At 39.1% G+C, this 23,048-nt stretch carries 20 protein-coding genes and 1 pseudogene; 19 read left to right on the forward strand and 2 right to left on the reverse strand.

Features of this window, described 5'->3' with window-relative positions; translation table 11 throughout:
* Window positions 1–37 precede the first annotated feature (37 nt).
* The 13 genes and pseudogenes from rlmD (at window position 38) to V6C11_RS06165 (ending at window position 14,518) form a co-directional block, all read left to right on the forward strand.
* Window positions 38–1,414, forward strand: a complete 1,377-nt coding sequence (gene rlmD, locus V6C11_RS06105) for a 23S rRNA (uracil(1939)-C(5))-methyltransferase RlmD (RefSeq protein WP_333530234.1) — start codon at window positions 38–40, stop codon at window positions 1,412–1,414.
* Between the two features lie 330 nt (window positions 1,415–1,744).
* Window positions 1,745–2,341, forward strand: a complete 597-nt coding sequence (locus tag V6C11_RS06110) for a biotin transporter BioY (protein WP_333530280.1) — start codon at window positions 1,745–1,747, stop codon at window positions 2,339–2,341.
* Window positions 2,313–3,283, forward strand: a pseudogene (bioB, locus tag V6C11_RS06115) (biotin synthase BioB). The gene V6C11_RS06110 and the pseudogene bioB overlap by 29 nt, the downstream one beginning before the upstream one ends.
* Entirely contained in the window at window positions 3,276–3,968 is a 693-nt protein-coding gene (gene bioD, locus V6C11_RS06120; RefSeq protein ID WP_333530236.1) for a dethiobiotin synthase, read from the forward strand. The pseudogene bioB and the gene bioD overlap by 8 nt, the downstream one beginning before the upstream one ends.
* A 1-nt stretch (window position 3,969) precedes the next feature.
* On the forward strand, window positions 3,970–5,313 hold the full coding sequence (gene bioA / locus V6C11_RS06125; protein ID WP_333530238.1) for an adenosylmethionine--8-amino-7-oxononanoate transaminase: 1,344 nt from the start codon (window positions 3,970–3,972) through the stop codon (window positions 5,311–5,313).
* Window positions 5,314–5,410: 97 nt separating this feature from the next.
* Window positions 5,411–5,677: a transposase gene (locus V6C11_RS06130; protein ID WP_333530240.1), complete on the forward strand. Its 267-nt coding sequence runs from the start codon at window positions 5,411–5,413 to the stop codon at window positions 5,675–5,677.
* A gap of 292 nt (window positions 5,678–5,969) precedes the next feature.
* A complete protein-coding gene (locus V6C11_RS06135) occupies window positions 5,970–6,545 on the forward strand; it encodes a restriction endonuclease subunit S (RefSeq protein ID WP_333530281.1) in 576 nt (191 codons plus the stop codon).
* A complete protein-coding gene (locus V6C11_RS06140; protein ID WP_333530242.1) occupies window positions 6,542–9,751 on the forward strand; it encodes a type I restriction endonuclease subunit R in 3,210 nt (1,069 codons plus the stop codon). The genes V6C11_RS06135 and V6C11_RS06140 overlap by 4 nt, the downstream gene beginning before the upstream one ends.
* A 160-nt stretch (window positions 9,752–9,911) precedes the next feature.
* A complete protein-coding gene (locus V6C11_RS06145; RefSeq protein ID WP_333530243.1) occupies window positions 9,912–10,064 on the forward strand; it encodes a hypothetical protein in 153 nt (50 codons plus the stop codon).
* Between the two features lie 81 nt (window positions 10,065–10,145).
* Entirely contained in the window at window positions 10,146–11,147 is a 1,002-nt protein-coding gene (locus V6C11_RS06150; protein WP_333530245.1) for a virulence RhuM family protein, read from the forward strand.
* Window positions 11,144–12,391: a restriction endonuclease subunit S gene (locus V6C11_RS06155; RefSeq protein WP_333530246.1), complete on the forward strand. Its 1,248-nt coding sequence runs from the start codon at window positions 11,144–11,146 to the stop codon at window positions 12,389–12,391. Before V6C11_RS06150 ends, V6C11_RS06155 begins: the two co-directional genes overlap by 4 nt.
* 15 nt (window positions 12,392–12,406) lie before the next feature.
* Window positions 12,407–14,005, forward strand: coding sequence for a type I restriction-modification system subunit M (locus tag V6C11_RS06160; protein WP_333530247.1), 1,599 nt, complete (start codon window positions 12,407–12,409; stop codon window positions 14,003–14,005).
* A gap of 6 nt (window positions 14,006–14,011) precedes the next feature.
* Window positions 14,012–14,518 (forward strand): restriction endonuclease subunit S, encoded by a 507-nt coding sequence (locus V6C11_RS06165; RefSeq protein ID WP_333530248.1) that lies wholly within the window; start codon window positions 14,012–14,014, stop codon window positions 14,516–14,518.
* A 14-nt stretch (window positions 14,519–14,532) separates the two neighbouring features.
* Here V6C11_RS06165 and V6C11_RS06170 read toward each other — a convergent pair whose 3' ends face one another.
* The gene (locus tag V6C11_RS06170; protein ID WP_333530249.1) at window positions 14,533–15,465 is read right to left on the reverse strand and encodes a site-specific integrase; all 933 of its coding nucleotides are present in this window, start codon (window positions 15,463–15,465) and stop codon (window positions 14,533–14,535) included.
* 363 nt (window positions 15,466–15,828) lie between these two features.
* Here V6C11_RS06170 and V6C11_RS06175 point away from each other — a divergent pair, with 363 nt between their 5' ends.
* Together V6C11_RS06175 and V6C11_RS06180 are read left to right on the forward strand one after the other, a co-directional pair.
* Entirely contained in the window at window positions 15,829–16,608 is a 780-nt protein-coding gene (locus V6C11_RS06175) for an REP-associated tyrosine transposase (protein WP_333530250.1), read from the forward strand.
* 74 nt (window positions 16,609–16,682) lie between these two features.
* Window positions 16,683–16,997 carry a hypothetical protein gene (locus tag V6C11_RS06180; protein ID WP_333530251.1) on the forward strand — a complete coding sequence of 105 codons (315 nt, stop codon included), beginning with the start codon at window positions 16,683–16,685 and terminating at the stop codon, window positions 16,995–16,997.
* Window positions 16,998–17,631: 634 nt separating this feature from the next.
* Here V6C11_RS06180 and V6C11_RS06185 read toward each other — a convergent pair.
* Window positions 17,632–19,125 (reverse strand): catalase, encoded by a 1,494-nt coding sequence (locus tag V6C11_RS06185; RefSeq protein WP_333530252.1) that lies wholly within the window; start codon window positions 19,123–19,125, stop codon window positions 17,632–17,634.
* Window positions 19,126–19,314: 189 nt separating this feature from the next.
* Here V6C11_RS06185 and V6C11_RS06190 point away from each other — a divergent pair, with 189 nt between their 5' ends.
* The 4 genes from V6C11_RS06190 (at window position 19,315) to V6C11_RS06205 (ending at window position 23,005) form a co-directional block, all read left to right on the forward strand.
* A complete protein-coding gene (locus tag V6C11_RS06190; protein ID WP_333530253.1) occupies window positions 19,315–20,181 on the forward strand; it encodes a DUF4085 family protein in 867 nt (288 codons plus the stop codon).
* A 331-nt stretch (window positions 20,182–20,512) separates the two neighbouring features.
* The gene (locus V6C11_RS06195) at window positions 20,513–21,001 is read left to right on the forward strand and encodes a M48 family metallopeptidase (RefSeq protein ID WP_333530254.1); all 489 of its coding nucleotides are present in this window, start codon (window positions 20,513–20,515) and stop codon (window positions 20,999–21,001) included.
* 72 nt (window positions 21,002–21,073) lie between these two features.
* A complete protein-coding gene (locus tag V6C11_RS06200; RefSeq protein WP_333530255.1) occupies window positions 21,074–22,516 on the forward strand; it encodes a DEAD/DEAH box helicase in 1,443 nt (480 codons plus the stop codon).
* A gap of 93 nt (window positions 22,517–22,609) precedes the next feature.
* The gene (locus V6C11_RS06205) at window positions 22,610–23,005 is read left to right on the forward strand and encodes a hypothetical protein (protein WP_333530256.1); all 396 of its coding nucleotides are present in this window, start codon (window positions 22,610–22,612) and stop codon (window positions 23,003–23,005) included.
* Window positions 23,006–23,048: the final 43 nt, after the last annotated feature.

The following is a 23,048-nucleotide window of genomic DNA, read 5'->3' on the forward strand; positions in this document are numbered from 1 at the left end:
AGAAAACGGTTACATAATAAATAAGAGGTGTAGAATTTTGCAAAGTATCTTATCCATCGGAGATAAAGTTGATATAGAAATTAATGGGCTCGGTCATTCGGGTGAAGGAGTAGGCAGATATCAAAACATAGCCGTATTTGTGCCTGGTGCCCTAAGCGGCGAAAGGGTTCGCGTACGCATAAAGCAAGTCAAAAAATCCTTTGCCAGAGGAGAACTAGTTGAGATTTTAAAAAACTCAACAGCCCGCCTAGAGCCCACTTGTAAATACTACCAACATTGCGGTGGTTGCCAACTGCAGCATTTAGATTATCAAGCACAACTGGCACACAAAAGAACCGTTGTGCAGAGTGCCCTGCAAAAGATTGGCGGCTTACCAGACGTTACGGTTTTGCCAACACTGGGCATGAAAGACCCCTGGCACTACCGCAATAAAATACACTTACAAGTAAAAGAGCAAAAAGGCAGGATAAAACTGGGCTACTATGCGGAAGGCAGCTACGAATTGGTTGCAGGATTAGCAGGGCAAACCTGTCTGTTAGTCCAGCAAGAGATCAATCAGGTTATTGTAACATTGGAAGAGTTAATTAATGAATATAAATTAACACCCTATCACTGGGGGAAAAAAGAAGGTCTGTTACGCCATGTTATGATTCGCCGGGGATCTCACACCGGGCAGTGTATGGTTGTACTTATCACCTCCCCAGAAAAATGGCCCACGGCGAAAGCATTTTCCCAGACCTTAATTGCCCGACATCCAAAAATCACCTCCGTAATTCGTAACATCAACAACAACCCCGGTCGTGTTGTGTTAGGGCGGGAAAACCAAGTTTTGTCTGGCAAAGAATACATAGAAGATGAATTAGGCGGATTGAAATTCAACATCTCTGCCAGTTCTTTTTACCAGATTAACCCCCTACAGACCGAAGTATTATACCGTAAAGCAATGGAGTATGCTCAACTAACCGGAAAGGAACGAGTCATTGATGCCTACTGCGGCATCGGCACCATCGCCCTTTATTTGGCCCGCTATGCCGCAGAGGTGCTTGGCATGGAAATTGTGCCCGCAGCGGTAGCGGATGCTAAAAAGAATGCCCGATTAAACGGGCTGACCAATGTAAAATTCCTTCAAGGTGCCGTGGAAAAATTATTACCTTCTATGGCGAAGGAACTAAAACCAGATGTGGTGATATTAGACCCACCTAGAAAGGGTTGTGAAAAGGAAGTATTAACCGCCATTGCCCAGGCAAAGGTACCCAAAGTCGTCTACGTTTCCTGCGACCCAGCCACCCTAGCCCGGGATTTAGGCGTGCTGGATAAGCTGGGATATCAAACTCTGCAGGTACAACCAGTGGATATGTTTCCCTGGACGGGGCATACAGAATGCTGCGTTAAGATTGAGAGGGTAAAAGGCTGATAAATCAAGACTTTCGAGATTGTAATGCTGTAACGATGATAGGTTACCCTTGCGTATATAAAAAAGATGACATAGAGCGTAAATGCATATATTTCAATTCATATACATATTAGATCAGATGACTGATATGGTCGTTATGGCTACTCAAGTTTATTTACCTTGTGGATATTATCTCCAAATATATATTTGACATTTATGTTTTTATTGTGGACATGGATTAATTCAGTATGAGCAGAAAGGTCATTGTTAACCAAAAATAATTTATTGGTTGACAATGACCTTTCTTTTTGCTACTTTTATACTAAACCGTATCAAAATTTAAGGAAGATTATGAACAACAAGAAACTTTCAGTACAAAACATGATTATGTGTGCTTTATTTGCGGCACTTATTGCCGTGGGAGCGTATATAAAAATACCCATTCCTGTTGTGCCGTTTACACTGCAGTTTTTATTTACTATGCTGGCGGGACTTTTACTTGGAGGAAAATTGGGAGCAGTCAGTGTTTTGGTTTATATTGTGTTAGGCTTAATCGGTTTACCTGTCTTTGCAGAAGGCGGTGGGCCTGGATACATTCTAAAACCGAGCTTTGGATATATTATAGGATTTTGCATTGCAAGCTTTGTCACAGGCACTATTGCAAACAAGGTATCTGCGCCATCATATAAAAGATTGCTTGCCACAAATTTTACGGGACTTGTAATAGTTTATCTATGTGGAATGGCTTATTATTATGTTATTTGTAATTATGTTATCAATACTCCGATAGCACTATGGCCACTTATTTTATATTGTTTTATCCTGGCAATTCCGGGAGATATTGTCCTTTGCATATTAAGTGCCATTTTAGCAAAACGTTTACTGCCCATTCAAAATATAATACGAGGAGGATTTGCATATGGAAATGCTGCAAACCATAAAAAATGACTTTTTAGCCGGAAAGCTAATTGATAAAGATCAGGCACTTGCATTAGTGACTGCACCTCTGGATGAATTATGTATGGCTGCAAACGAGATAAGGTTTTTTTTTGCAGTAATTATTTCGACATTTGCACTATAATAAACGGAAAAAGTGGAAGGTGCTCTGAGAACTGTAAATACTGTGCTCAGTCATCTTTTCACCAAACCAAAGTTGACGAATACCCATTGATTGATACAAGTGAGATTGTTGCACAAGCAAAATACAATGATGAACGCGGGGTATTACGCTATTCAATTGTAACCTCCGGCAAAAGTCTTAACGATCATGAGATTGATAAGGTTTGCGAAAGTATAAAAGCAATTAAAGCACAGACAAGCATTTCGGTATGTGTTTCCTTTGGCCTATTAAACGAAGCCCAATTTAAAAAACTAAAATCTGTTGGAGTAGAGGGAATACATAATAACTTAGAAACCTCCCGGAATTATTTCCCGAATGTATGTACTACCCATACCTACGATGATAAAATATCGGCAATAAAGGCTGCACAAAGAGCAGGGCTCAGCGTATGCAGCGGTGGGATTATGGGGCTTGGCGAAAGCATGGAGGACAGAATAGATATGGCATTAACACTACGTGAGCTTGGAGTTCATTCTATACCTGTTAATATGTTAAATCCTATTCTAGGTACACCATACGAAAAAAACAAAATCCTTACTAACGATGAAATATGCAGGATTGTTGCGATTTTCCGCTTTATCCTGCCAAAGGCTTTCATCCGTCTGGCGGGAGGCAGGGGGCTTCTTACCGATAAAGGCAGGAAATGCTTTCTTTCAGGAGCAAATGCGGCGATCTCAGGAGATATGCTGACGACAGAAGGTGTTTCCATACAAAATGATATGAAAATGATTGAAGAACTTGGTTATAAGGTGGCCTTGAGAAATGGGTAAAGGAATTTTTATTACTGCAACGGGAACAGATGTAGGAAAAACCTATGTGACGGCTTTAATTGTAAAAAAGCTGCGTGAGGCAGGGTATAATGCAGGTTACTATAAATCTGCACTCAGCGGCACAGAAAGGACAGAAAACGGACTGCATATAGGCGATGCTTACCATGTGAAAACAATAGCAAAACTTAATTGCGGCTGTACCGATATGGTTTCTTATGTTTATGAAACCGCAGTTTCACCACATTTGGCTGCGAAGCTGGAGGGCAATCCCGCAACATTGGGAAAAATAGCGGTTGACTATGAAAAGCAATGTTCAAAGTATGACTACATAACCGTTGAAGGCAGCGGCGGAATTATCTGTCCCATTCGTTATGATAACGAACAGCAGATTTTTTTAGAGGATATCGTTAAGGAGCTGAAACTTGCTGTGATCGTAGTAGCGGATGCCGGCCTTGGCACAATTAACTCCACAGCGCTTACTGTGTGGTATTTGCAAAGTAAAAATATTAAAGTAAAGGGTATTATCCTTAATCATTATCACGGAGGCGTCATGGAGGATGATAATATTAAGATGATCGAGGCAATCACCGATATACCTGTCATTGCACTTATCAGGAATGGTGACTCCAATATAGAAATTGATATTCATATGCTTGAAGCATTGTACGGAAAGGATGGCAATTAAAGTGGATTGGGTGGAAAAGGATTTAAAATATATATGGCATCCTTGCTCTCAAATGAAAGATTATCAGGAACTGCCGCCTATAATAATAGACCATGGCAAGGGCGTATATCTTTACGATAAGAACGGCAAGGGGTACATTGATGTTGTCAGCTCCTGGTGGTGCAACCTTTTAGGGCATTGCAACCCTAAAATAAATGAAGCAATCAAAGCACAGCTTGACAAATTGGAGCATGTCATATTTGCTAATTTCTCTCATGAGCCTGCTATTAAACTTTGTGAGGAATTGAGCAAGCTTGTTCCGAAGGGATTAACGAAGTTCAACTTTTCCGATAATGGTTCTGCCTCAGTTGAATGCGCACTGAAAATGAGCTTTCAGTACCAATATCAGACAGGTAATGCTAGAAAGACAAGATTCATGTGCCTTACAGAGGGATATCACGGTGAAACCATCGGAGCATTGTCGCTTGGCAGCATTGATTTGTATGCAAAAATTTATAAACCAATGCTGATGGATGCTATCCATATTGAAGCCCCCGGCTGTTACCGCTGCTCATACAGAAAAAGCAGGGATTACTGCAATACTGAATGCTTTGAGCATGCTGAAAAAGTATTTGAGCAGTATGCTGACCAAACTTGTGCGATAATTGTTGAACCCCTTCTGCAGGGCAGCGCAGGTATGAGGATTTACCCCGCACTTTACTTGAAAAAACTTAGAGAGCTATGTGATAAACATAATGTTTTGCTCATCGCCGATGAAATTGCCACAGGCTTTGGCAGGACGGGCAAAATGTTCGCATTTGACTATGCAGGGGTAAGTCCGGATATTATGTGCATTTCAAAAGGACTTACTGGCGGATATATGCCGATGGCTATTACCATTACTACCGATGAAATTTATGGTGCCTTTTATGCTGATTATAACGAGGGCAAAGCATTTATGCACTCTCACACTTACAGCGGCAATCCCCTTGGTTGTTCTGCCGCACTTGCTGTTTTAAATATATTGCGTGAAGATGCTATTTTGGAAAATGCTGCAAAACTAGCACAGCATCTGAGTAGAAAGCTAAACGAAGCATTACTTGACCACAAAAATATAGGTGAAATCAGGCATATCGGTTTAATCAATGCAATGGAGCTTGTGAAAGATAAAAAAGATAAAATAGATTTTGAACCCAAACTTCGGATTGGGTATCAGATTTATAAAAAGGCTTTGGAAAAAGGACTTATACTAAGACCCCTTGGGAATGTACTGTATTTTAATCCCCCGCTTATTATAAACGAAGCAGAGATTGATAAGGCGGTAGGAATTTGTGAAGAGGCGATTTGTAGTGTTATCGGTGGATGAGTTTTAAAACCTTTAGGAAGCAAGGGGACGGTTCTGTTGCTTCCCCTTGCTTTTTATTTGGTATAATATAGAAAAATGAATTAGAGCTGGTGATAATATGCTTCGCCGTGCCAGGGAAAAAAGTGAAACTGGAATTTACCATATAATGGTAAGAGGTGCCAATAGACAGGAGATTTTCCATGATGACGAAGATCGGTTAAGATTTTTGGAAACCCTTGATAGGATTAAAATTACTTCCGAAATGAAAGTTTATGGTTGGTGCCTTATGAATAACCATGTTCATTTACTGTTAGAAGAAGCAAACGAAGACATTTCAATAACGATGAAACGTTTAGGTGTAAGTTTTTTCGATAAAATATTATGAAATAAAATTACAACAGAAAAACAGATAGAGCCGGAGAATGGGAGTGCATTTTTAGCACCCTGATTTTCCGGTTTTATCTGTTTTTGGAAAGGAGCCTAAGACGGAATCGCGTGTTCATGGACTGTTTCCGAACTGCCGAATACGCTTGTCTTTTCCAATCGTTGAACGGGCTCAGCTTAACCTATAAAAATGTAATTTTTTAAAATTAACAAACTAATACTTGCGTTTTCAAAATCGATCTCATAGAATATAAATATTGAGAAAGGTTAATTTTAGAAAGGCACGGATTTATATGAAAAGATTAGAGAATGTGGTTGAGTTCGTAAGCGGTTCGCCGCAATTTAGGATTAAAGAAGCGTTTGATGATAAAGCGCCACTTTACACCTATTATGGACAACCAGATATTGAGGATGATTTGGTTGGCATTGATTCTAATCGCAGTGACCGCAAACAAGTGCGAACCTTTGATAAGGTGAATACGCTATGTCAAGGTGATGTGGTTTTTAGTTTGATATCGGGGAAGTCTACTCTAGTTGGTGCGAATCATCGGGGGTATCTATACACGCAAAACTACGTTAAGTTAGTAACTGATGAAAAGGTTGATTCAAAATATCTGGTTTACTTACTTAATGAAGATAAATCCGTTAAGAAACAGTTTCAAATGGGATTGCAGGGTTCTCAAGTTCTAAAATACACTCTGAAACAAGTGAGAGAACTTGAATTACCGGATTTGCCAATCATAGAAAAACAGCGGATTATCGGTGAACTTTATTTCAACCAATTACGGCTGGAAGCATTAAAAAATAGAGCAGCAAATTCAGAAACGACCATAGTATTAGAAAAGCTTAGGGAGGCAAGTAAGAAATGAACGAGAATCAATTCGAAACAGAACTAATTCAATACATTACCAGTGGCACAATTACCAAACCAGAGCATCTGGAAGGCATCGGCGACTTTGTTGCCAAAGAATCAAAGGTTGATTATGTAGTGAAAACGAAACTGTGGAAATATGAACCAAATATTAAAACGACGGAACAACTCTGGGATAACTTTAAGGCGATCTTGGAACAACACAATCAAAACACGCTTGACCGTCCTTTAAGTGCTGTGGAATTTAATCAAGTTAAGAGAATCATCTCCGACATTCAGACACCTTACGAAGCAGGGCAGTTCTTGTATGGCTTAAATGGTGTGTCGCAAATCGAGATTGATTTAGACGATGGACGTCATGTATTCCTTACTGTTTTTGATCAAAAACAAATAGGGGCTGGAGATACCGTTTATCAAGTGGTCAACCAAATTGAACGACCAGCGCTTATCACAGGAAAACAAAATCGTCGTTTTGACACGACTCTTTTAATTAACGGTCTGCCAATCATTCAAATTGAGGAAAAGCATGACACGCGTGATGTCAATGAAGCTCTCAATCAAATGCATCAATATGCTGATGAAAATCAATATCGTGATATTTTCTCGACTTTGCAAATTTTGGTGGCCATCACACCAAACAACGTGAAGTATATGGCAAATACTACGTCAGATAAATTTAATAAGGACTTCGCTTTTAACTGGCAACGCAAGAGTGACAATGCCATCGTGCGCAACTGGAAGGAATTTGCAGATTCAATGCTTTCAATTCCAATGGCGCATCAAATGGCTACCAACTACATGATTTTGGACGGAACAAAGAATAAACAAATGTTGAAAGTTATGCGCCCTTATCAAGTGTATGCGACACAAAATGTTATCGAGAGCTTGAAACGCGCTGATTTTGAACTTGGCATGAATAAAATTGGTTATATCTGGCACACAACTGGATCCGGTAAAACCATTACAAGTTTCAAAACTGCATGGCTTGCCAGCCGTATGCCTAAAGTGGACAAGGTGGTCTTTGTGGTGGATAGAATTGCCTTAACCAAGCAAACCAATGAAAACTACAAAGCCTATGACCCGGATGCGACAGAAGACACATTAGGCAGCATTCGAAACACAAACAATACGACTGATTTGAGCCGTAAGCTTAAAAGTAAAGACAATAGCATTGTTGTGACTTCCGTTCAAAAACTGGATACTTTGGTGAAACGTAAGACCTTTAAAGCACCGGATAAGAATATCGTATTTATCGTGGATGAAGCACACCGTTCAACAGGCGGTGACTCATTCGAGAACATTCAAAAAGCCTTTAAGAAATCTGCTTGGGTTGGTTATACCGGAACACCTATGTTTGATGAAACAACCACTGGGCTTCGAACAGAGGATATTTTTGGTCCACTATTACATGCTTATACCATTCGTGAAGCGATTGCTGACCGTAACGTTTTAGGCTTCAAGGTCGATTTTGAGACAACAATTGACGAAAAACAAATGAAAGAAAAATATCTTCCTGCCTTTTACCGTAAACACTATCCCAAATGGACTGAAGAACAAATTCAAGAGAAAATCAACAATCTCTCTCAAGAAGATATGGATGATGCGATTGAACCAAGTTTTTACGATGAAAATCCAGATCACATCAAACTGGTAGTGGAAGACATTTTCAAAAATTGGCGCAACCGTTCTAATGAAGGTAAGTATAATGCTTTGTTTACAACTCACGTGGGCGGCGGTAAAGCAAGTACGCCAATGGCGATGATGTATTTTAATGAGTTTCAACGCGTCAACGAAGAAAATAAGAAGAGCGGCGGACAGACTTTAAAGGTTGCCGTTACTTTCAGTCAAAATTCATCAAATAGTGATGGAATGCTTGCCACAAATCAAGGTTTGCACGAGGCCATTAAAGCTTATAATGCTGAATTTGGCACATCTTTTGGGATGGATGATGTTTCGGGCTATACGCAAGACGTGACTTCGCGCTTGAATAAATCTGCCACAGATAGTAACTTCCTTGATATGGTTATCGTGGTGGATCAATTATTAACCGGATTTGATGCGCCTGAACTGAACACCCTTTATGTGGATAGAACTTTGAAAGGTGCCGGGTTAATTCAAGCTTATTCAAGAACGAATCGTATTGCGGAGATGCAAGAGAAACCATGGGGACGCGTGGTCAATTACCGGTGGCCTGCGCAAAATGAGAAGTTGATGAATAAAGCGCTTGCTGTTTATGCAAATAAAGACTCAGCCATTTTATCCGAAGATGAACAACGCGAGGTGAATCAAAAAGGTGGTATCATTGCGAAACCATTTGAAGATGTGTTTAACGAAGTGAAACAAATTGTTGGGAAATTAGGTGACTTAACGACTGAATTTAAACAGTTGCCACCTTCTGAAAAACAAAAGGATCATATGCTTGATTTGCTCCGTGAATATAACAGGGGAATGGCAAAATTAAAACAATATGATCCTGATGAAGTTGATGGTGAAAAAGTCGGATTTAACTATGACAATCCAGATGAGTTAATAGAAAAGTTAGGGATGACTTCAGAGCAAGAAGTAATGTTGACAACAATCTTAACCAATGAACTTAAGTCACATATTGCTAAGGAGAAAAAAATCCCTCTTTATCAGATCGAACTGCGGATGACGCACGTGAAGGACGTTAAGATAGACTATGATTATCTTACTGAACTGGTGGAACAATTATTGAACCAAGTTCATGAAGGTAAAAATGAAGAAGCCAAAGAGACGCAAGAGAAAATTAACCATTTTGCCAATGGGTTGGATGATCGTAATTATGCGACGAAGATTATGAATGCGGCTGTCGCAATCATCAAAGGTCATTTCCCGCCGGCGGATTTTGACTTTAAGTATCCTGTGAGATTAAGCGACAGTGAACAAATTATCCAACAGGCGAACAATGTTAGTCTTGATAGAATGTTTCTTGACTTCCGAGTGAAGTGGGGAATAACGGATATTATCACAAGTGCTCAAATGCGTGAGTTGTTTAGTCGTCATCGCTACGGCTTGCAAGACTTAGATGATACCGGCCAAATCCGTGACATCATTGCTCAAGCAAGTTCTGACTATAAGACACTTGCTCATGATGAAGAAGTACAGTCATTGTCTAAAATTAAATATCGGAACGGTTTGCGTGAAGCAATTTACGAATTAGCGGATGAATTGGCGGAAAGTTAAACTTATAGAGCAAAATAGAATTGTTTTGAAATTACATAGGAGCATTCCTGTAAGGAAATAAAATGGTCTTTGAAAAAAAGAAGCACCTCCTGTAATATACTGGGTGTCGAGTTGTTCAGGCGACCCACCCCTAATTTAATCACACAGGAGGTACTTCAAAATGAATTATAAACAAAAACAACGAATTGAGCAACTCACAGAATCAACTTTGATTATTGGTGCTGATATTGCTAAATCAAAGCACATGGCACGTGTCCAGGATTTTAGGGGTATTGAGCTGGGTAATTTGCTATTAATTAAAATTAATTCCTAAATACCTGGTTTAGATATACTTGAAATTGTGAGAATGAGTGAGTAAATGCATGAAAAACTTATTTCATTGAGGGAGGATATAATGAACGAAATACAATTTTTAGTGTATGATGCCGATGAAAAGGTGGAAGTTCTTGTTCAAGATGAAACGATTTGGGCAACACAAAAAACAATCGCAGAATTGTTCGGTGTCGATAGAACATCAATTTCTCGTCATTTGAAAAATATCTTTGAGACCGGTGAACTCGATGAAAAAGTGGTTAGTGCAGAAATTGCACATACCACTCAACACGGTGCAATTGAAGGGAAAACACAGACAAAGCCAGTAAAATATTACAACTTGGATGCGATTATCTCAATTGGCTATCGTGTAAATTCGCAAAAGGCGACGAAGTTCCGTATATGGGCAACTGATGTCTTAAAAGAATACATCCAAAAAGGTTTTAAAATTGATGTTGAACGTATGAAACAAGGTGAGAACGTTTTTGGTAAGGATTACTTCCGTGAGTTGCTTGAAACCGTTCGTTCAATTCGAGCAAGTGAACGACGTATATGGCAACAAATAACAGATGTCTTTGCGGAAATTTCATACGATTATGATCAGAACTCAGATATCACCAAGAAGTTTTATGCGACAGTTCAAAACAAGTTTCATTATGCGATTACAGGGAAAACTGCTGCTGAAATTGTTTATGACAGTGCCGATAAAGACAAAGAGCATATGGGACTTACTTCTTGGAAAAATTCACCTGATGGACGAATCTTACAGTCAGATGTTGTGGTTGCAAAGAATTACCTTTCCGAAAAAGAAATTCGCAGTCTAGAACGTAACGTATCCGCTTACTTTGACTATGTAGAGCGTTTGCTTGAAGATGAAACTTTATTGGGAATGCAAGACTTTGCGACAAGTATTGATAAATTCTTAAAATTCAATCGCTATGAAATTTTGAAAGGACATGGGCATATTTCTCATAGTGCAGCTAAGAAAAAGGCGATTGGCGAATATAAAGAATTCAACAAGCATCAAAAAATAGTTTCTGATTTCGATAAAGAAATTAAGAAAATACAGGGAGAGCAGAAATGAACGAAAACAAAGAAAATGTGCCCAAAATAAGGTTCCCCGGATTCACTGATGCTTGGGAGCAACGGAGGCTCGGGGAACTCGCGGAATTCTTGAAAGGAAACGGTTATACAAAGAATGATTTAACTGAGAGTGGCTCACCAATTGTTTTATACGGTCGTCTTTATACTAAGTACGAAACTGTCATAAACGATGTTGATACATTTGTAGAGATGAAAGACAAATCTGTAATCAGTGAAGGAAATGAAGTTGTTGTCCCTGCATCTGGCGAAACAGCAGAAGATATTTCAAGAGCGTCAGTTATTGGTAAGCCTGGAATTATACTTGGGGGAGACTTAAATATCATTAAACCCAATCAAGAAATTGATCCTATATTTTTGGCTTTGATAATTTCAAACGGCACACAACAAAAAGAAATGTCAAAATGTGCTAAAGGGAAATCTGTTGTTCATTTGCATAATTCTGATTTAAAACAAATAAACTTGCTCTATCCTAAATTGGAAGAACAACAGCGAATTGGGAAGTTCTTTGTTGAAATTGACCACCTCATCATCCTTCATCAGCGTAAGTTAAATAACGTGCAAAATTTGAAGGCCGGGTTGCTTCAAAAAATGTTTCCGAAAAATGGCGAAGATTTTCCGGAAGTTCGTTTTCCAGGGTTCACTGACGCTTGGGAACAGCGTAGGCTAGAGGAAATAACCTTAAAGATTGGAAGTGGAAAGACCCCAAAAGGTGGAGGATATTCTTACGTTTTAGAAGGTATTCCTCTGATTAGATCTCAAAATATCCATGATGATTTAGTTGACTTGAGTGATGTAGCATATATCACTCCTCAGACCGATGAAGAAATGAAAAACAGTCGAGTAGTTAAGAATGATGTACTGCTTAATATTACAGGTGCTTCGATTGGTAGAAGTGCAGTATATCGCCTTTCTAGCGACTCTAACGTTAATCAGCACGTTTGTATCATTAGACCAATCGAAGGTTATAGTTCAGACTTTATTCAATTGAATTTGGCATCTCCTAAAGGTCAACAGCAGATTAATAATAATCAAGCAGGTAGCGGACGAGAAGGATTGAACTTCCAACAGATTGGCCAAATATGCTTTGTGTTTTCATCCATCGAAGAACAAGTCAAAATCAGCTCATTTTTCCGTAACCTTGATACCCTCATCACCCTTCATCAGCGTAAGTTGGAACACCTGCGAGAACAGAAGAAATCATTACTGCAACAAATGTTTGTCTAGGAGGAAAATAACAACATGAGTAATAATCTACAAACCATTACAGCAAAACTGTGGGCGATGGCAAATGAGCTTCGTGGAAACATGGATGCCGCAGAATACAAGAACTACATTTTAGCCTTTATGTTTTATCGTTATCTGTCCGAACATCAAGAACAGTATTTAGTTGAAAATAATGTTATTGATATTGCCGTTGGCGAATCGATTAATAAAGCCTATTTAGAACAAGCGAACGGGGACGATTTGAATGACTACTTAGAGGATATTTCTTCAAGTCTAGGCTATGCCATTGCACCGCTTGATACTTGGAAATCTTTAGTTCAAAAGATTGACAATAGCATGGTGATTCCAAGTGATTATCAAACGATTTTTGATAACTTCAATAAGAATGCTGAATTAAACAAAGAAGCCGCGAAAGATTTTCGTGGCGTATTTAATGATATCAACCTTGGAGACTCTCGTCTTGGTTCTTCTACAAATGAACGTGCGAAATCACTTAACCGTATTGTAAAGCTTGTTGATGGTATTGATTACAAAGGTGAAGATGGCAAAGATATTCTTGGCACAATCTATGAATATCTAATCGGTCAATTTGCAGCAAGTGCGGGTAAAAAAGGGGGAGAGTTCTACACACCTCATGAAGTTTCTAAAATTTTGGCTAAAATTGTAACGGATGGTGTAGAAGAATCGGATAATACTTTTTCGGTATATGACCCGGCTTGTGGATCTGGGTCATTGCTGTTAACCGTTCAAGCTGAGTTGCCTGGTGGAGATAAGCCGGGGGCGATTAAATTCTTTGGTCAAGAAAAGAATACGACAACATACAACTTAGCTCGTATGAACCTGATGATGCATGGTGTTTCATTTAACAACATGACTCTGTCTAATGCGGACACGCTTGAAAGAGATTGGCCTGATGGACCAGATGCAAAAGGAATTGACCGCCCGCGCTCTTTTGATGCCGTGGTTGCGAATCCTCCTTATTCTGCTCATTGGGACAATAGCGAAACGAAACTAAAAGACCCGCGTTTTAGCGAATATGGTAAACTTGCTCCTAAAACGAAGGCGGATTATGCATTCATTTTACACAGTTTGTATCATCTGAATGATACGGGAACAATGGCCATTGTATTACCGCACGGTGTCTTGTTCCGTGGTGCAGCAGAAGGTACGATTCGTCAAACCATAATTGAGAAAAACTACCTTGATACAGTTATAGGTCTACCTGCTAACTTGTTTTATGGTGTATCCATCCCAACTACGATCTTAGTATTCAGGAAAAACCGCAAAACAAAAGACATCTTGTTTATCGATGCAAGCAACGAGTTTGAAAAAGGTAAGAATCAAAATAAACTTACGGATGAAAACATTAATAAAATTATTGAAACTTACCGAAATCGTGTGGATGTTGATAAATATGCACACGTGGCATCACTTGAAGAAATCAAAGAAAACGAGTTTAACTTAAATATTCCTCGTTACGTGGATACTTTTGAAGAAGAACAGGTCATTGACCTTGATGAAGTAAATAAGCTATTACAACAGGATAAACGAGAAATCGCCGAGCTGGAGGCTAAGATCAATGAACAGTTGAAAATATTGGGTATTAATGTGTAGGAATTGATGGAAAAAGGGTCAAGGGTATTGTTGCTTGACTCTTTTTCGGCTTTCGCTTGGGAACAGCGTAGGCTCAGAGAGCTATGCGATGAGTTTCGCAGTGGAGAGTTTATTAGGGCGTCGGATATATTTCTGTCTGGTGACTATCCGGTGTATGGCGGCAATGGCCTTCGGGGATATGCAAAGGTCTATAATCACGACGGAGAATATGCCCTTATTGGTCGCCAAGGAGCCTTGTGTGGGAACGTGCGATTTTCCTCTGGAAAGGCTTATTTTACTGAACATGCAGTTGCTGTAAGGGCAAATGAGAAGAACGAAACCCGCTTCTTATATCATCTATTTGAAACAATGAATTTGGGGCAATATTCTGGTCAATCCGCTCAGCCCGGATTGGCAGTTGGCAACCTAACTGAACTGAAAGCATTGGTACCAATTAGGGCTGAACAGACTAGAATATCAGCACTTTTCACTTGCCTTGATACCCTCATCACCCTTCATCAGCGTGAGCCGTAAGCCGATGGTGATGATTAGCTTAACCCGGATAATGAGCGCATTACCAGATCAACATCTTGATTTTCAAGTTCCTGAATGATGTGGAGATACGTTTTCTGAGTCGTGGTCATACTCGCATGTCCGAGTCGTCGGGCAACACTGGCAATGGAAACACCTGCAAACAATAAAAGTGATGCATGTGTATGCCGCAAGCCGTGAATTGAAATAATTGGTACATTTGCCTTCTTGCATAAGCTCGTTAACACGGAATTTACAGTTGAATTATAGATTTTTCCTTTAGTGCGAATAAAAATCGGTTTATCTTCTTTCAGCCCTTTTAGTAATTGAGAAAATTGAATAATGGTTTGCCAGTCAAGTTGAATTTTACGCACCGATGATTGGTTCTTGGTTGGCAAGAATCCACCATCGCCTTTGTAATTCCAAGTTTTACTGATAGACAACATTTGATGTGCAAAGTCAAAATCTTTAGGTGTTAACGCTAATGCTTCTGAAAATCGCATACCCGTTTTTGCAACCAGAAGAATGAACCAGTCCCAGTTGATTTCTTGCTTCAAATTCAATTTTGTTAGCATGGTATGAAGCTCAAACTGATTCAAGTATTTTGGTTTCTTTTCACGAGGCGTTTTACCCTTGATGATTGCTTTACGTGTTGGATCGCGTTCAATCAAACCTTCATCAACGGCGTCAATGATTGCACCTTTAAGTTGATGGTGAAAATCCATAGTTGTTTGACGTTCATGTTCTGCAGCATAATCATTTAGTAATTGTTGATAAAAAATGCGTGTCAACTCACAAAGTTTCAAGTTAGGGACTAATTTGATCAACCACTGATGCGTCATCAAATATTTAGCCATTGTAACTGACCGTATAGCGCCTTCTTTGTAAACAGTAATCCAGCGTTTGTAGTACACGTGAAAAAGTTCGTTTTTGCTGGTTTCTTCTAACATAATAGTGTCCTCCCTGTGATTTATATAATTACGGCTCACGCTGATGAAGGGTGATGGATCCGTTGTAAGTGGCATAATAAAAGGGACACTTTTTTCCAGTCTAGCATCAATTCTCCTTCGTTAACAAGAGCCGAATGAAGGGAGACCTTCACGTTCGGTTCTGTGAGAGACTGGGGGTGAAACTCCCTCGGTCTACTCGACCGGATATTGTAACAAGGGTGGTAAGAAAAGACAACACCATTCTATTCAAGGGCAACCGCTATCCTTTACCGGTGGGGACAGAAGAAGCGCAGGGACGGTTCTGTTGCTTCCTTGCTTTTTATTTGGTATAATATAGAAAAATAAATTAGAGCTGGTGATAATATGCCTCGCCGTGCCAGGGAAAAAAGTGAAACTGGAATTTACCATATAATGATAAGAGGTGCCAATAGACAGGAGATTTTCCATGATGACGAAGATCGGTTAAGATTTTTGGAAACCCTTGGTAGGATTAAAATTACTTCCGAAGTGAAAGTTTATGGTTGGTGCCTTATGAATAACCATGTTCATTTACTGTTAGAAGAAGCAAACGAAGACATTTCAATAACGATGAAACGTTTAGGGGTAAGTTTTGTATGGTACTATAACCAGAAGTATAAGACAACAGGACATCTTTTTCAGGATAGATTTAAAAGTGAAAATGTAGAATCAGATAAATACTTACTAACAATAATAAGATATATACACCAGAACCCGGTAAAAGCGCACTTGGTAAAAAGAGTTGAACAGTGGCGGTGGAGCAGTTGTCCTGGGTATTATGGTGGTAAGGTTTACCCGGAAAACCTTTTAGATAATGACGTAATATTAAAAATGTTTTCAAAAGATGCAAACGAAGCCAGAGAAAAATTTAAGCAATTTAATGAACAAGAAAGTAATGACAGTTGTCTAGACGATATTATTAATGAAAAAGTAAAATTGTCCGATGAAGAGGCAAGACTGGAAATTTTGAAAGTAATCGATGGAATTGAAATAGCTCAAGTAAAAAGTTTTCCGAAAAAAGAAAGGGATCGAGTATTACAAAAGATAAAAGGGATAGAAAAAATAACACAAAGACAGGCAGCGAGGATTTTAGGGGTTTCCCCTAACCTTATATTTAAAGCCTAGCAAGGAAGCGGCAGAACCGTCCCTGTGCTTCTGAACAAAAATAAAGGAATAAAAAACTCAAAGGGGGATAAAAAATGATGGGTTGGCTTAATGTTGGCAGTCTATTGCTTGGACTTATTGCCTGGACACTTCCTGTTGTTAATCTCATGCAATATAAAAAGCGTGAGTTTAGGAATTGGAGTACTCTTTCCATTATGAGCATTATTGCCTGTTCTATTTCGTTATATTTTCAGATAATCTATACTAATTATTTAGTAAAGATTGAGGATTGGTCTGCTCTTATGGATACTAGTGGTGTTTTGGTGTTTGTAGGATCAGTTCTTCTCATCGTTACACTCTTATTAAATGTAATTACTCTAATTGTATATAATGGTAGAAAAATCAAGTAATCGTTTGAAAGTTTTCTGAAAGAAGCCAAAAGCTGGTTGATATGTTCCCGTCTGCCGATAATGTAAAAAACATTGTGGATATGTTTTCGAGAACGAATGGTTTGAAAGACATTCATTCTGTCCTTTCGAGCCACGTTGAGAGCGTGATTCTGATGCAGCGTTTTGTAACCCCGAAATAAACATGTGTCAAAAAGCCTGAACCAAGGAATTGAGCTATAAAAAATACTCCTGCATTCCAATAAAAAAGCTTGATAAAATACATGGCAATAAGAGAGTAAAAGCAAGGAAAAAGGAAAGAGAAAACAGGAGGGAAAAGCGGGGAAAAAATCTGAATTTCCCTTATCCATAACCCTAATTACCTGCATGACTTTATTTTAAATGGTGAAATTTTGTAAGTTTTGGGAACGCGGGTTTGAGGGGTGTTAGTTGGCAAGGGTTTATTTATACAGGACAGTTGTGGTTTGGAAAGCAAAAAGTGACCACAATATGTTGTAGTTTGAAAGCTAAAAAAAGGGGCTAGAATCAGAGCGAAAAACGCTCGATTTCAGCCCCTTTTTTTAGCAAAAAATACAGATGCATAATCAGATTTTTTAGATACAGTCGCCAAATGATACCAGAATCAAAGCAATAGGGTCTATCTTCCCACGGTACCTGCATACAAAAGCATTTGATTTCTGACCATTTCTGCAAGTGAAGGGGAAACTTGTTCTAAATGCCATAAGACGATGCACTGCGTATTATGTTGGGCATTTACAAGTCCTGACGCAATATTATTTACAAGGTTCTTTTTCGCTGCTGCAGAAAAGGATTCATACTTCTGAGTCGCTTGTGTGAAATTGTCTGGATTCGGGATTTCGGCACGCATAATTTCACCGGCGATATATCTGCCGTTTCCACTGGATACCATAGATGCAGGGGACCAGTTTGGCTGTTTGTTGACGGGGATATTACGAAAATCAGGGCCCAGTCTGTGACGCTGTGCATCCGAATAAATAAATGTACGTCCCTGTAGCACCTTGTCATCTGAAAATTCCAGACCAGGAAGTAAATTCGCCGGAGCAAAGGCCAATTTTTCTACCTGCTCAGCATAATTGTCCGGATTGTGGTTTAAAACCATACGCCCAACGGGGCAAAGGGGATATTGGGTTTCATCCCATACCTTGGTATCATCCAAAGGATCAAACGGAAGTATCTTTGCATCTTCAGGATTCATCAACTGTACACAAAGTTTGTATTCGACGGCCTTTCCTTTTGCTATACTATCATACAGGTCACGTCCGGCAATGTCAGGGTCTTGGCATGCCAGCCACTGAGCCTCCTGTTGGTTAATGTACTCCGCCCCCGCCATGGGGAGCCAGTGGTATTTCACATAGTGGCGAACACCCTGTGCATTTCGCCAGACATAGGTGCTCACACTATACCCTGGGATATGGCGAAAGCTTTTGACCGTTCCCAAATCTGAAAAAAACCATATCAGCATATTCGTTGCCTCGGGATACTTGGCAAACAGACTCCAAAGCCGTTCCGGATCAGTCAGGTTATTCACGGGCGAAGGCGAAAGATGGCTGATTACATCTGGTACACGAATTGCATCGCGTACAAAAAAGACAGGGAGATGATTGCAGAGCAGATCAAACATTCCCTCATTGGTATAAAACCTGGTGCTGAATCCCCGCACATTTCTGGAAGTGTCCGGCGTTCCCTGATTGCTTGCAGCAAGAGAGAAACGTACCGCCACCGGCACCTGTTGATTGGGCATTTGCAAAAATCCGGCTTTGGTATATTTCTTCATTGAGTGAGTGGTGCAAAAATACCCAAAAGCGCCATATCCTTTTGTATGTATGCGCCGTGGCAGCGTAGTGGAAAATACAAAAGTTTCCAAGGTTTCATGTAGAACGGTGTCCTGCACAAGGACAGGGCCTCGAACACCCACCGTCTGGGAATGGGATACATCCGAGTTCTTTGTTTTTGCAGGCTTTACGTTTGCGGCAGCCATCGGTTTACTGTTCTTATCAGCATCCGGAAGAGGCGATTGAGATTGATTGTGATTGATCGGTTCGCTTTGCCTGCCTGTCGTACACTGGGTATTTTCTTTCTCTGATTGAAACTCTTTGTTATTATTGTTCATTTATAAGCCCTCCAAAGCGTGTCAAAAATACGAAAATAATATAATACAGTGTATTCACAAACTGGCACATCCGATGTCTGCCATTTATTGCCTGAAAGCAAGAAGACCGCAAGGCCAGGTCATTTTCCGTGAAAATTCGATTGTTGATGTAAGATAATGATAAACAGAAATTTGATGAAAGGAAATATCATGAAGTATCTAACAAAGGAATGGTATGAGTTGTGTCAACGGACAGGACTCCATTTTGGTATGAAGGTGCATAAAGGTGCTAATGTTTATGACGAAGCACTCTATTTGCGGCTTTATAAAAGAAAAGAGAAGGAATTTGTAAAATTACAGCATGAGATTTACCACGTTGACCCCCGTTTTATGTTGGAACAAGATGGATGTACGCTTGTACCTCTTGATAAATTTGCAAATGGGGGAGAGATAAACGAAGGGGATAAAGTGGTTTATCGTATGTCGTCCGAAGAAAAAGATCGCATTCAGAAGTTGATAGCGGAGTACGATGTTCGTCCGCCGTTCGATGAGAAAAAATGCAGAGCAGAATTTCGCTCTATTCAGGAAACGGTAAAAAAAGAAACGGTCGATAAACTGCCTCATGAACTTTATCAACAAATTGCAGATGTGCGCGTTTTCTCCCTGGGTTACTGTACCAAGGAAATTCTGAGTCAGCTGAAAAGTCTCAGCAAAGAGAACGAAAAGAAAATGAACCGGATTTTAAACGAGTATTCCAAAGCACAGCAAGGGGAGCGCATTCCTCAAATGATCAGAGAAAGATTTGGTTTTCACGATTGCGAGGTGATAGAGTTTACAGTTCGTAAAAAAGATGTTGTCATGCGGCTCGATACACGGGGAGGATTCACCAATTTTAATATGATTACTTTTGCTGCGTCTGAAATTATAAAACAGGAAGACTACATTGTGGGGAGTACTTGGCTTTATGAGGAGCTATATCGCACGGAAAACGGTTATGAGGCCCATATACTTTTTGCAGGTGAAGGAATGCCCGAGCTTGTTATTCGTTGTAAGGATATAATTGTCAACGAAAAATAAAGGGGTTTTAGCTGAAAAAGCCATTACTAAATTCCAATTTAACGGTGAATTGATTACCTTACTCAGTGGGTTGGGTGGATTAAAACACCCCTCCTGATGGAGGAATAAGGATATAATTTTTTAGTTGTAGCTTTGGCGGTGTTACCCCCTAACCGATGGTCAGGGGGATTTTTATTTAGGGGGCCTGACAACACACAAATAACCAATATGCGAAAAAAGGAATTTTGTGATATAGTTGTAAATTGTATTAAGAACATTTGAAAGGTTCGCCTACTCTAAGAAATGCTAGTGAAAATCAAACCGATAACAAGCAAGATAAGGAGTTACCCATATGGAACAACAACCCAAAAACAATTGCTATTATTTGGGGAAACTTTATCCTGTATATATAAAACTAGATCCTTCAATTAAAAAGATAACTGTACAATGGGATGGCAAAGCATTTATATGCACCAGCCCACAAGAGGGAGATAGAGGTCTGACAGATGCTCTTCAGGCCTTTTATACAAGAGAAAGTCGGAAATTAATTGAAAAAAGATTAAGATTATACCAACCAAGCTTTAAAGTAAAATACAAATCCTTCTCCATAGAAAATCACCCAAACAAATGGGGAAGCTGCAGTTCAAATAGACATTTAACCTTCCATTGGAGATTAATCCTGTTTCCCCTCGATGCAATTGATTATGTTGTTATTCATGAGCTCTGCCATCTAATACATATGAATCATGACCGTTCCTTTTGGCGATTGGTAGGCAAAATTTGTCCAAATTACAAAGAAGCGATGGCTATTTTGGGGACGGAAAAAACGAGAGAGGTGTAGGAGAGATAAAATAAGGTAGCTTCATAACGGATAAGATAGAATAAACGTCTTAAGGGAAAGAGTGAATAAAGGATGAAAGCAAGTTTTAGTAATTATCAATTGAGTAGTGAGTTATTAAAGGCCATTAGGATGTTGAATTATAATAGCCCCACCAGGGTTCAACAAGAAGTTATACCAGCTGTCCTAGAGAAAAAAGATATCATTGTAAAATCCCAAACAGGAAGTGGCAAGACGGCAGCCTTTGCTATTCCAATTTGTGAATTGGTGGATTGGGAAGAAAATAAACCGCAAGCATTGGTGATTGTACCAACAAGAGAACTTGCTATCCAAGTTAAGGAAGATATTTTTAATATCGGTAGATTTAAAAGGGTCAAAGTACCTGCGATTTTCGGGAAAACACCCTTCTATCTGCAAGAAAAGGAACTTAAACAAAAAAGCCATGTGGTGGTTGGCACACCGGGGCGTATTATCGATCATATTGGAAGAGGAACCTTTGATACATCAAAAATTAAATACCTTGTAATCGATGAAGCCGATGAAATGCTTAATATGGGTTTTATAGAGGATTTGGAAATAATAATTAGAAGCATACCGACAGAGCGTGTGACGATGTTATTATCAGCTACCATGCCGAAAGATATAGAAACCTTGTGTGAACAATATATGAAAAATCCGATACACGTTGAAATAGAAGAAAAAAATTCATCGATCGATAGGATTTATCAGGCAAGATATATCATTGAAGAAATAGAGAAGATAGACCTTTTAAAAGATGTAACAATAATCGAAAACCCCGATAGTTGTATTATCTTTTGCAATACAAGGCAAACAGTAGATGCGGTTTATGATGAACTATCAAATCTGAAGTATAACTGTCAGAAGATTCATGGTGGAATGGAACAGCAGGATAGATTGCGGATAATGAAGAATTTTAAGCAAGGTTATTTTAGATATCTGGTAGCAACCGATGTTGCCGCTAGAGGATTAGACATAGATAATATTTTCCTGATCATTAATTACGATATTTCCCAAGACAGTGAAAGCTATGTGCATAGAATCGGTAGAACGGGACGTATAAGCAGAGAGGGTAGAGCAATTACTTTTGTAACAAGAGATGAAAGTAAATTTTTAGCAGATATACAACGATATATTGGAAAAGAAATTCCTTTGAAAGAAAGACCAGAAAAAGAAACGATAGATCGGTTCAAACAGGAATTTAATAAAAAAATGAATACTAGGCCCAAATTTAAAGAAGAAAAAGGTGCACCCTTAGGCAAAGAGATTATGAAGTTACATATAAACGCAGGTAAGAAAACGAAGATGCGGCCAGTGGACATTGTGGGTACCCTTTGCAATATCGAGGGTATGACAGCGGAAGACATAGGAATAATCAACATCCTTGATATATCTACCTTTGTTGAAATATTAAATGGTAAAGGAGAATTTGTTTTCCAAAAATTACAAAACATGAATATCAAGGGAAGACCTCGCAAAGTCAGTAAAGCGGAGAGGTAGCCATCCTGTGCATGAGCGAACCCTACCAGGGTGAGTAAATTCAAAACGAATAGAAGGTTTTAAAAGTAAGCAGTAGCTATTTGGAGGTTTATGATGATAAAAGCTTATTTAGTAGGAATATCAACTTCATATGAGAATGAGGATATACAAATTCTTTACCGCATCTATAAAGATGAAGAACGAATATCTGAAAAAAAGATCCTCAAAGGATATCAGAAGCCATCGGTGGTAAGTCACGTTGCCTTACTAACACTTTTGAAGGAATTAAAAAAACATATAAAAGATGAGATAATCATTGTCATTAATGATGCAGCATTAAATGAGCAAATTAGGGGGACAACCACAACAAAAAAAGCGGAAGTCTTAAAAATGGCAAACAAAGTTAGAGAAGAACTAAAAAAATTTAATCATTCCGTTACGGTTAAAGATGTTAGTGGAAATCATGCAGAGTTAATGAAATGGCATGATGAGTTGAATTTTGGATTTTGAGAAAGTGTGTGTTGCGTTGCGCAGTCTTATTAAGTTTATTTGA

This window comes from Desulfotomaculum sp. 1211_IL3151 (assembly GCF_036763075.1).
Classification (GTDB): Bacteria; Bacillota; Desulfotomaculia; order Desulfotomaculales; family Desulfotomaculaceae; genus Desulfotomaculum.

Coding starts and splice junctions, on each gene's coding strand:
- V6C11_RS06110 (WP_333530280.1), top strand. CDS start 1,745: ATGAACAACAAGAAACTTTCAGTACAAAACATGATTATGTGTGCTTTA.
- bioD (WP_333530236.1), top strand. CDS start 3,276: ATGGGTAAAGGAATTTTTATTACTGCAACGGGAACAGATGTAGGAAAA.
- V6C11_RS06130 (WP_333530240.1), top strand. CDS start 5,411: ATGCTTCGCCGTGCCAGGGAAAAAAGTGAAACTGGAATTTACCATATA.
- V6C11_RS06135 (WP_333530281.1), top strand. CDS start 5,970: ATGAAAAGATTAGAGAATGTGGTTGAGTTCGTAAGCGGTTCGCCGCAA.
- V6C11_RS06140 (WP_333530242.1), top strand. CDS start 6,542: ATGAACGAGAATCAATTCGAAACAGAACTAATTCAATACATTACCAGT.
- V6C11_RS06145 (WP_333530243.1), top strand. CDS start 9,912: ATGAATTATAAACAAAAACAACGAATTGAGCAACTCACAGAATCAACT.
- V6C11_RS06150 (WP_333530245.1), top strand. CDS start 10,146: ATGAACGAAATACAATTTTTAGTGTATGATGCCGATGAAAAGGTGGAA.
- V6C11_RS06155 (WP_333530246.1), top strand. CDS start 11,144: ATGAACGAAAACAAAGAAAATGTGCCCAAAATAAGGTTCCCCGGATTC.
- V6C11_RS06160 (WP_333530247.1), top strand. CDS start 12,407: ATGAGTAATAATCTACAAACCATTACAGCAAAACTGTGGGCGATGGCA.
- V6C11_RS06165 (WP_333530248.1), top strand. CDS start 14,012: ATGGAAAAAGGGTCAAGGGTATTGTTGCTTGACTCTTTTTCGGCTTTC.
- V6C11_RS06170 (WP_333530249.1), bottom strand. CDS start 15,465: ATGTTAGAAGAAACCAGCAAAAACGAACTTTTTCACGTGTACTACAAA.
- V6C11_RS06175 (WP_333530250.1), top strand. CDS start 15,829: ATGCCTCGCCGTGCCAGGGAAAAAAGTGAAACTGGAATTTACCATATA.
- V6C11_RS06180 (WP_333530251.1), top strand. CDS start 16,683: ATGATGGGTTGGCTTAATGTTGGCAGTCTATTGCTTGGACTTATTGCC.
- V6C11_RS06185 (WP_333530252.1), bottom strand. CDS start 19,125: ATGAACAATAATAACAAAGAGTTTCAATCAGAGAAAGAAAATACCCAG.
- V6C11_RS06190 (WP_333530253.1), top strand. CDS start 19,315: ATGAAGTATCTAACAAAGGAATGGTATGAGTTGTGTCAACGGACAGGA.
- V6C11_RS06195 (WP_333530254.1), top strand. CDS start 20,513: ATGGAACAACAACCCAAAAACAATTGCTATTATTTGGGGAAACTTTAT.
- V6C11_RS06200 (WP_333530255.1), top strand. CDS start 21,074: ATGAAAGCAAGTTTTAGTAATTATCAATTGAGTAGTGAGTTATTAAAG.
- V6C11_RS06205 (WP_333530256.1), top strand. CDS start 22,610: ATGATAAAAGCTTATTTAGTAGGAATATCAACTTCATATGAGAATGAG.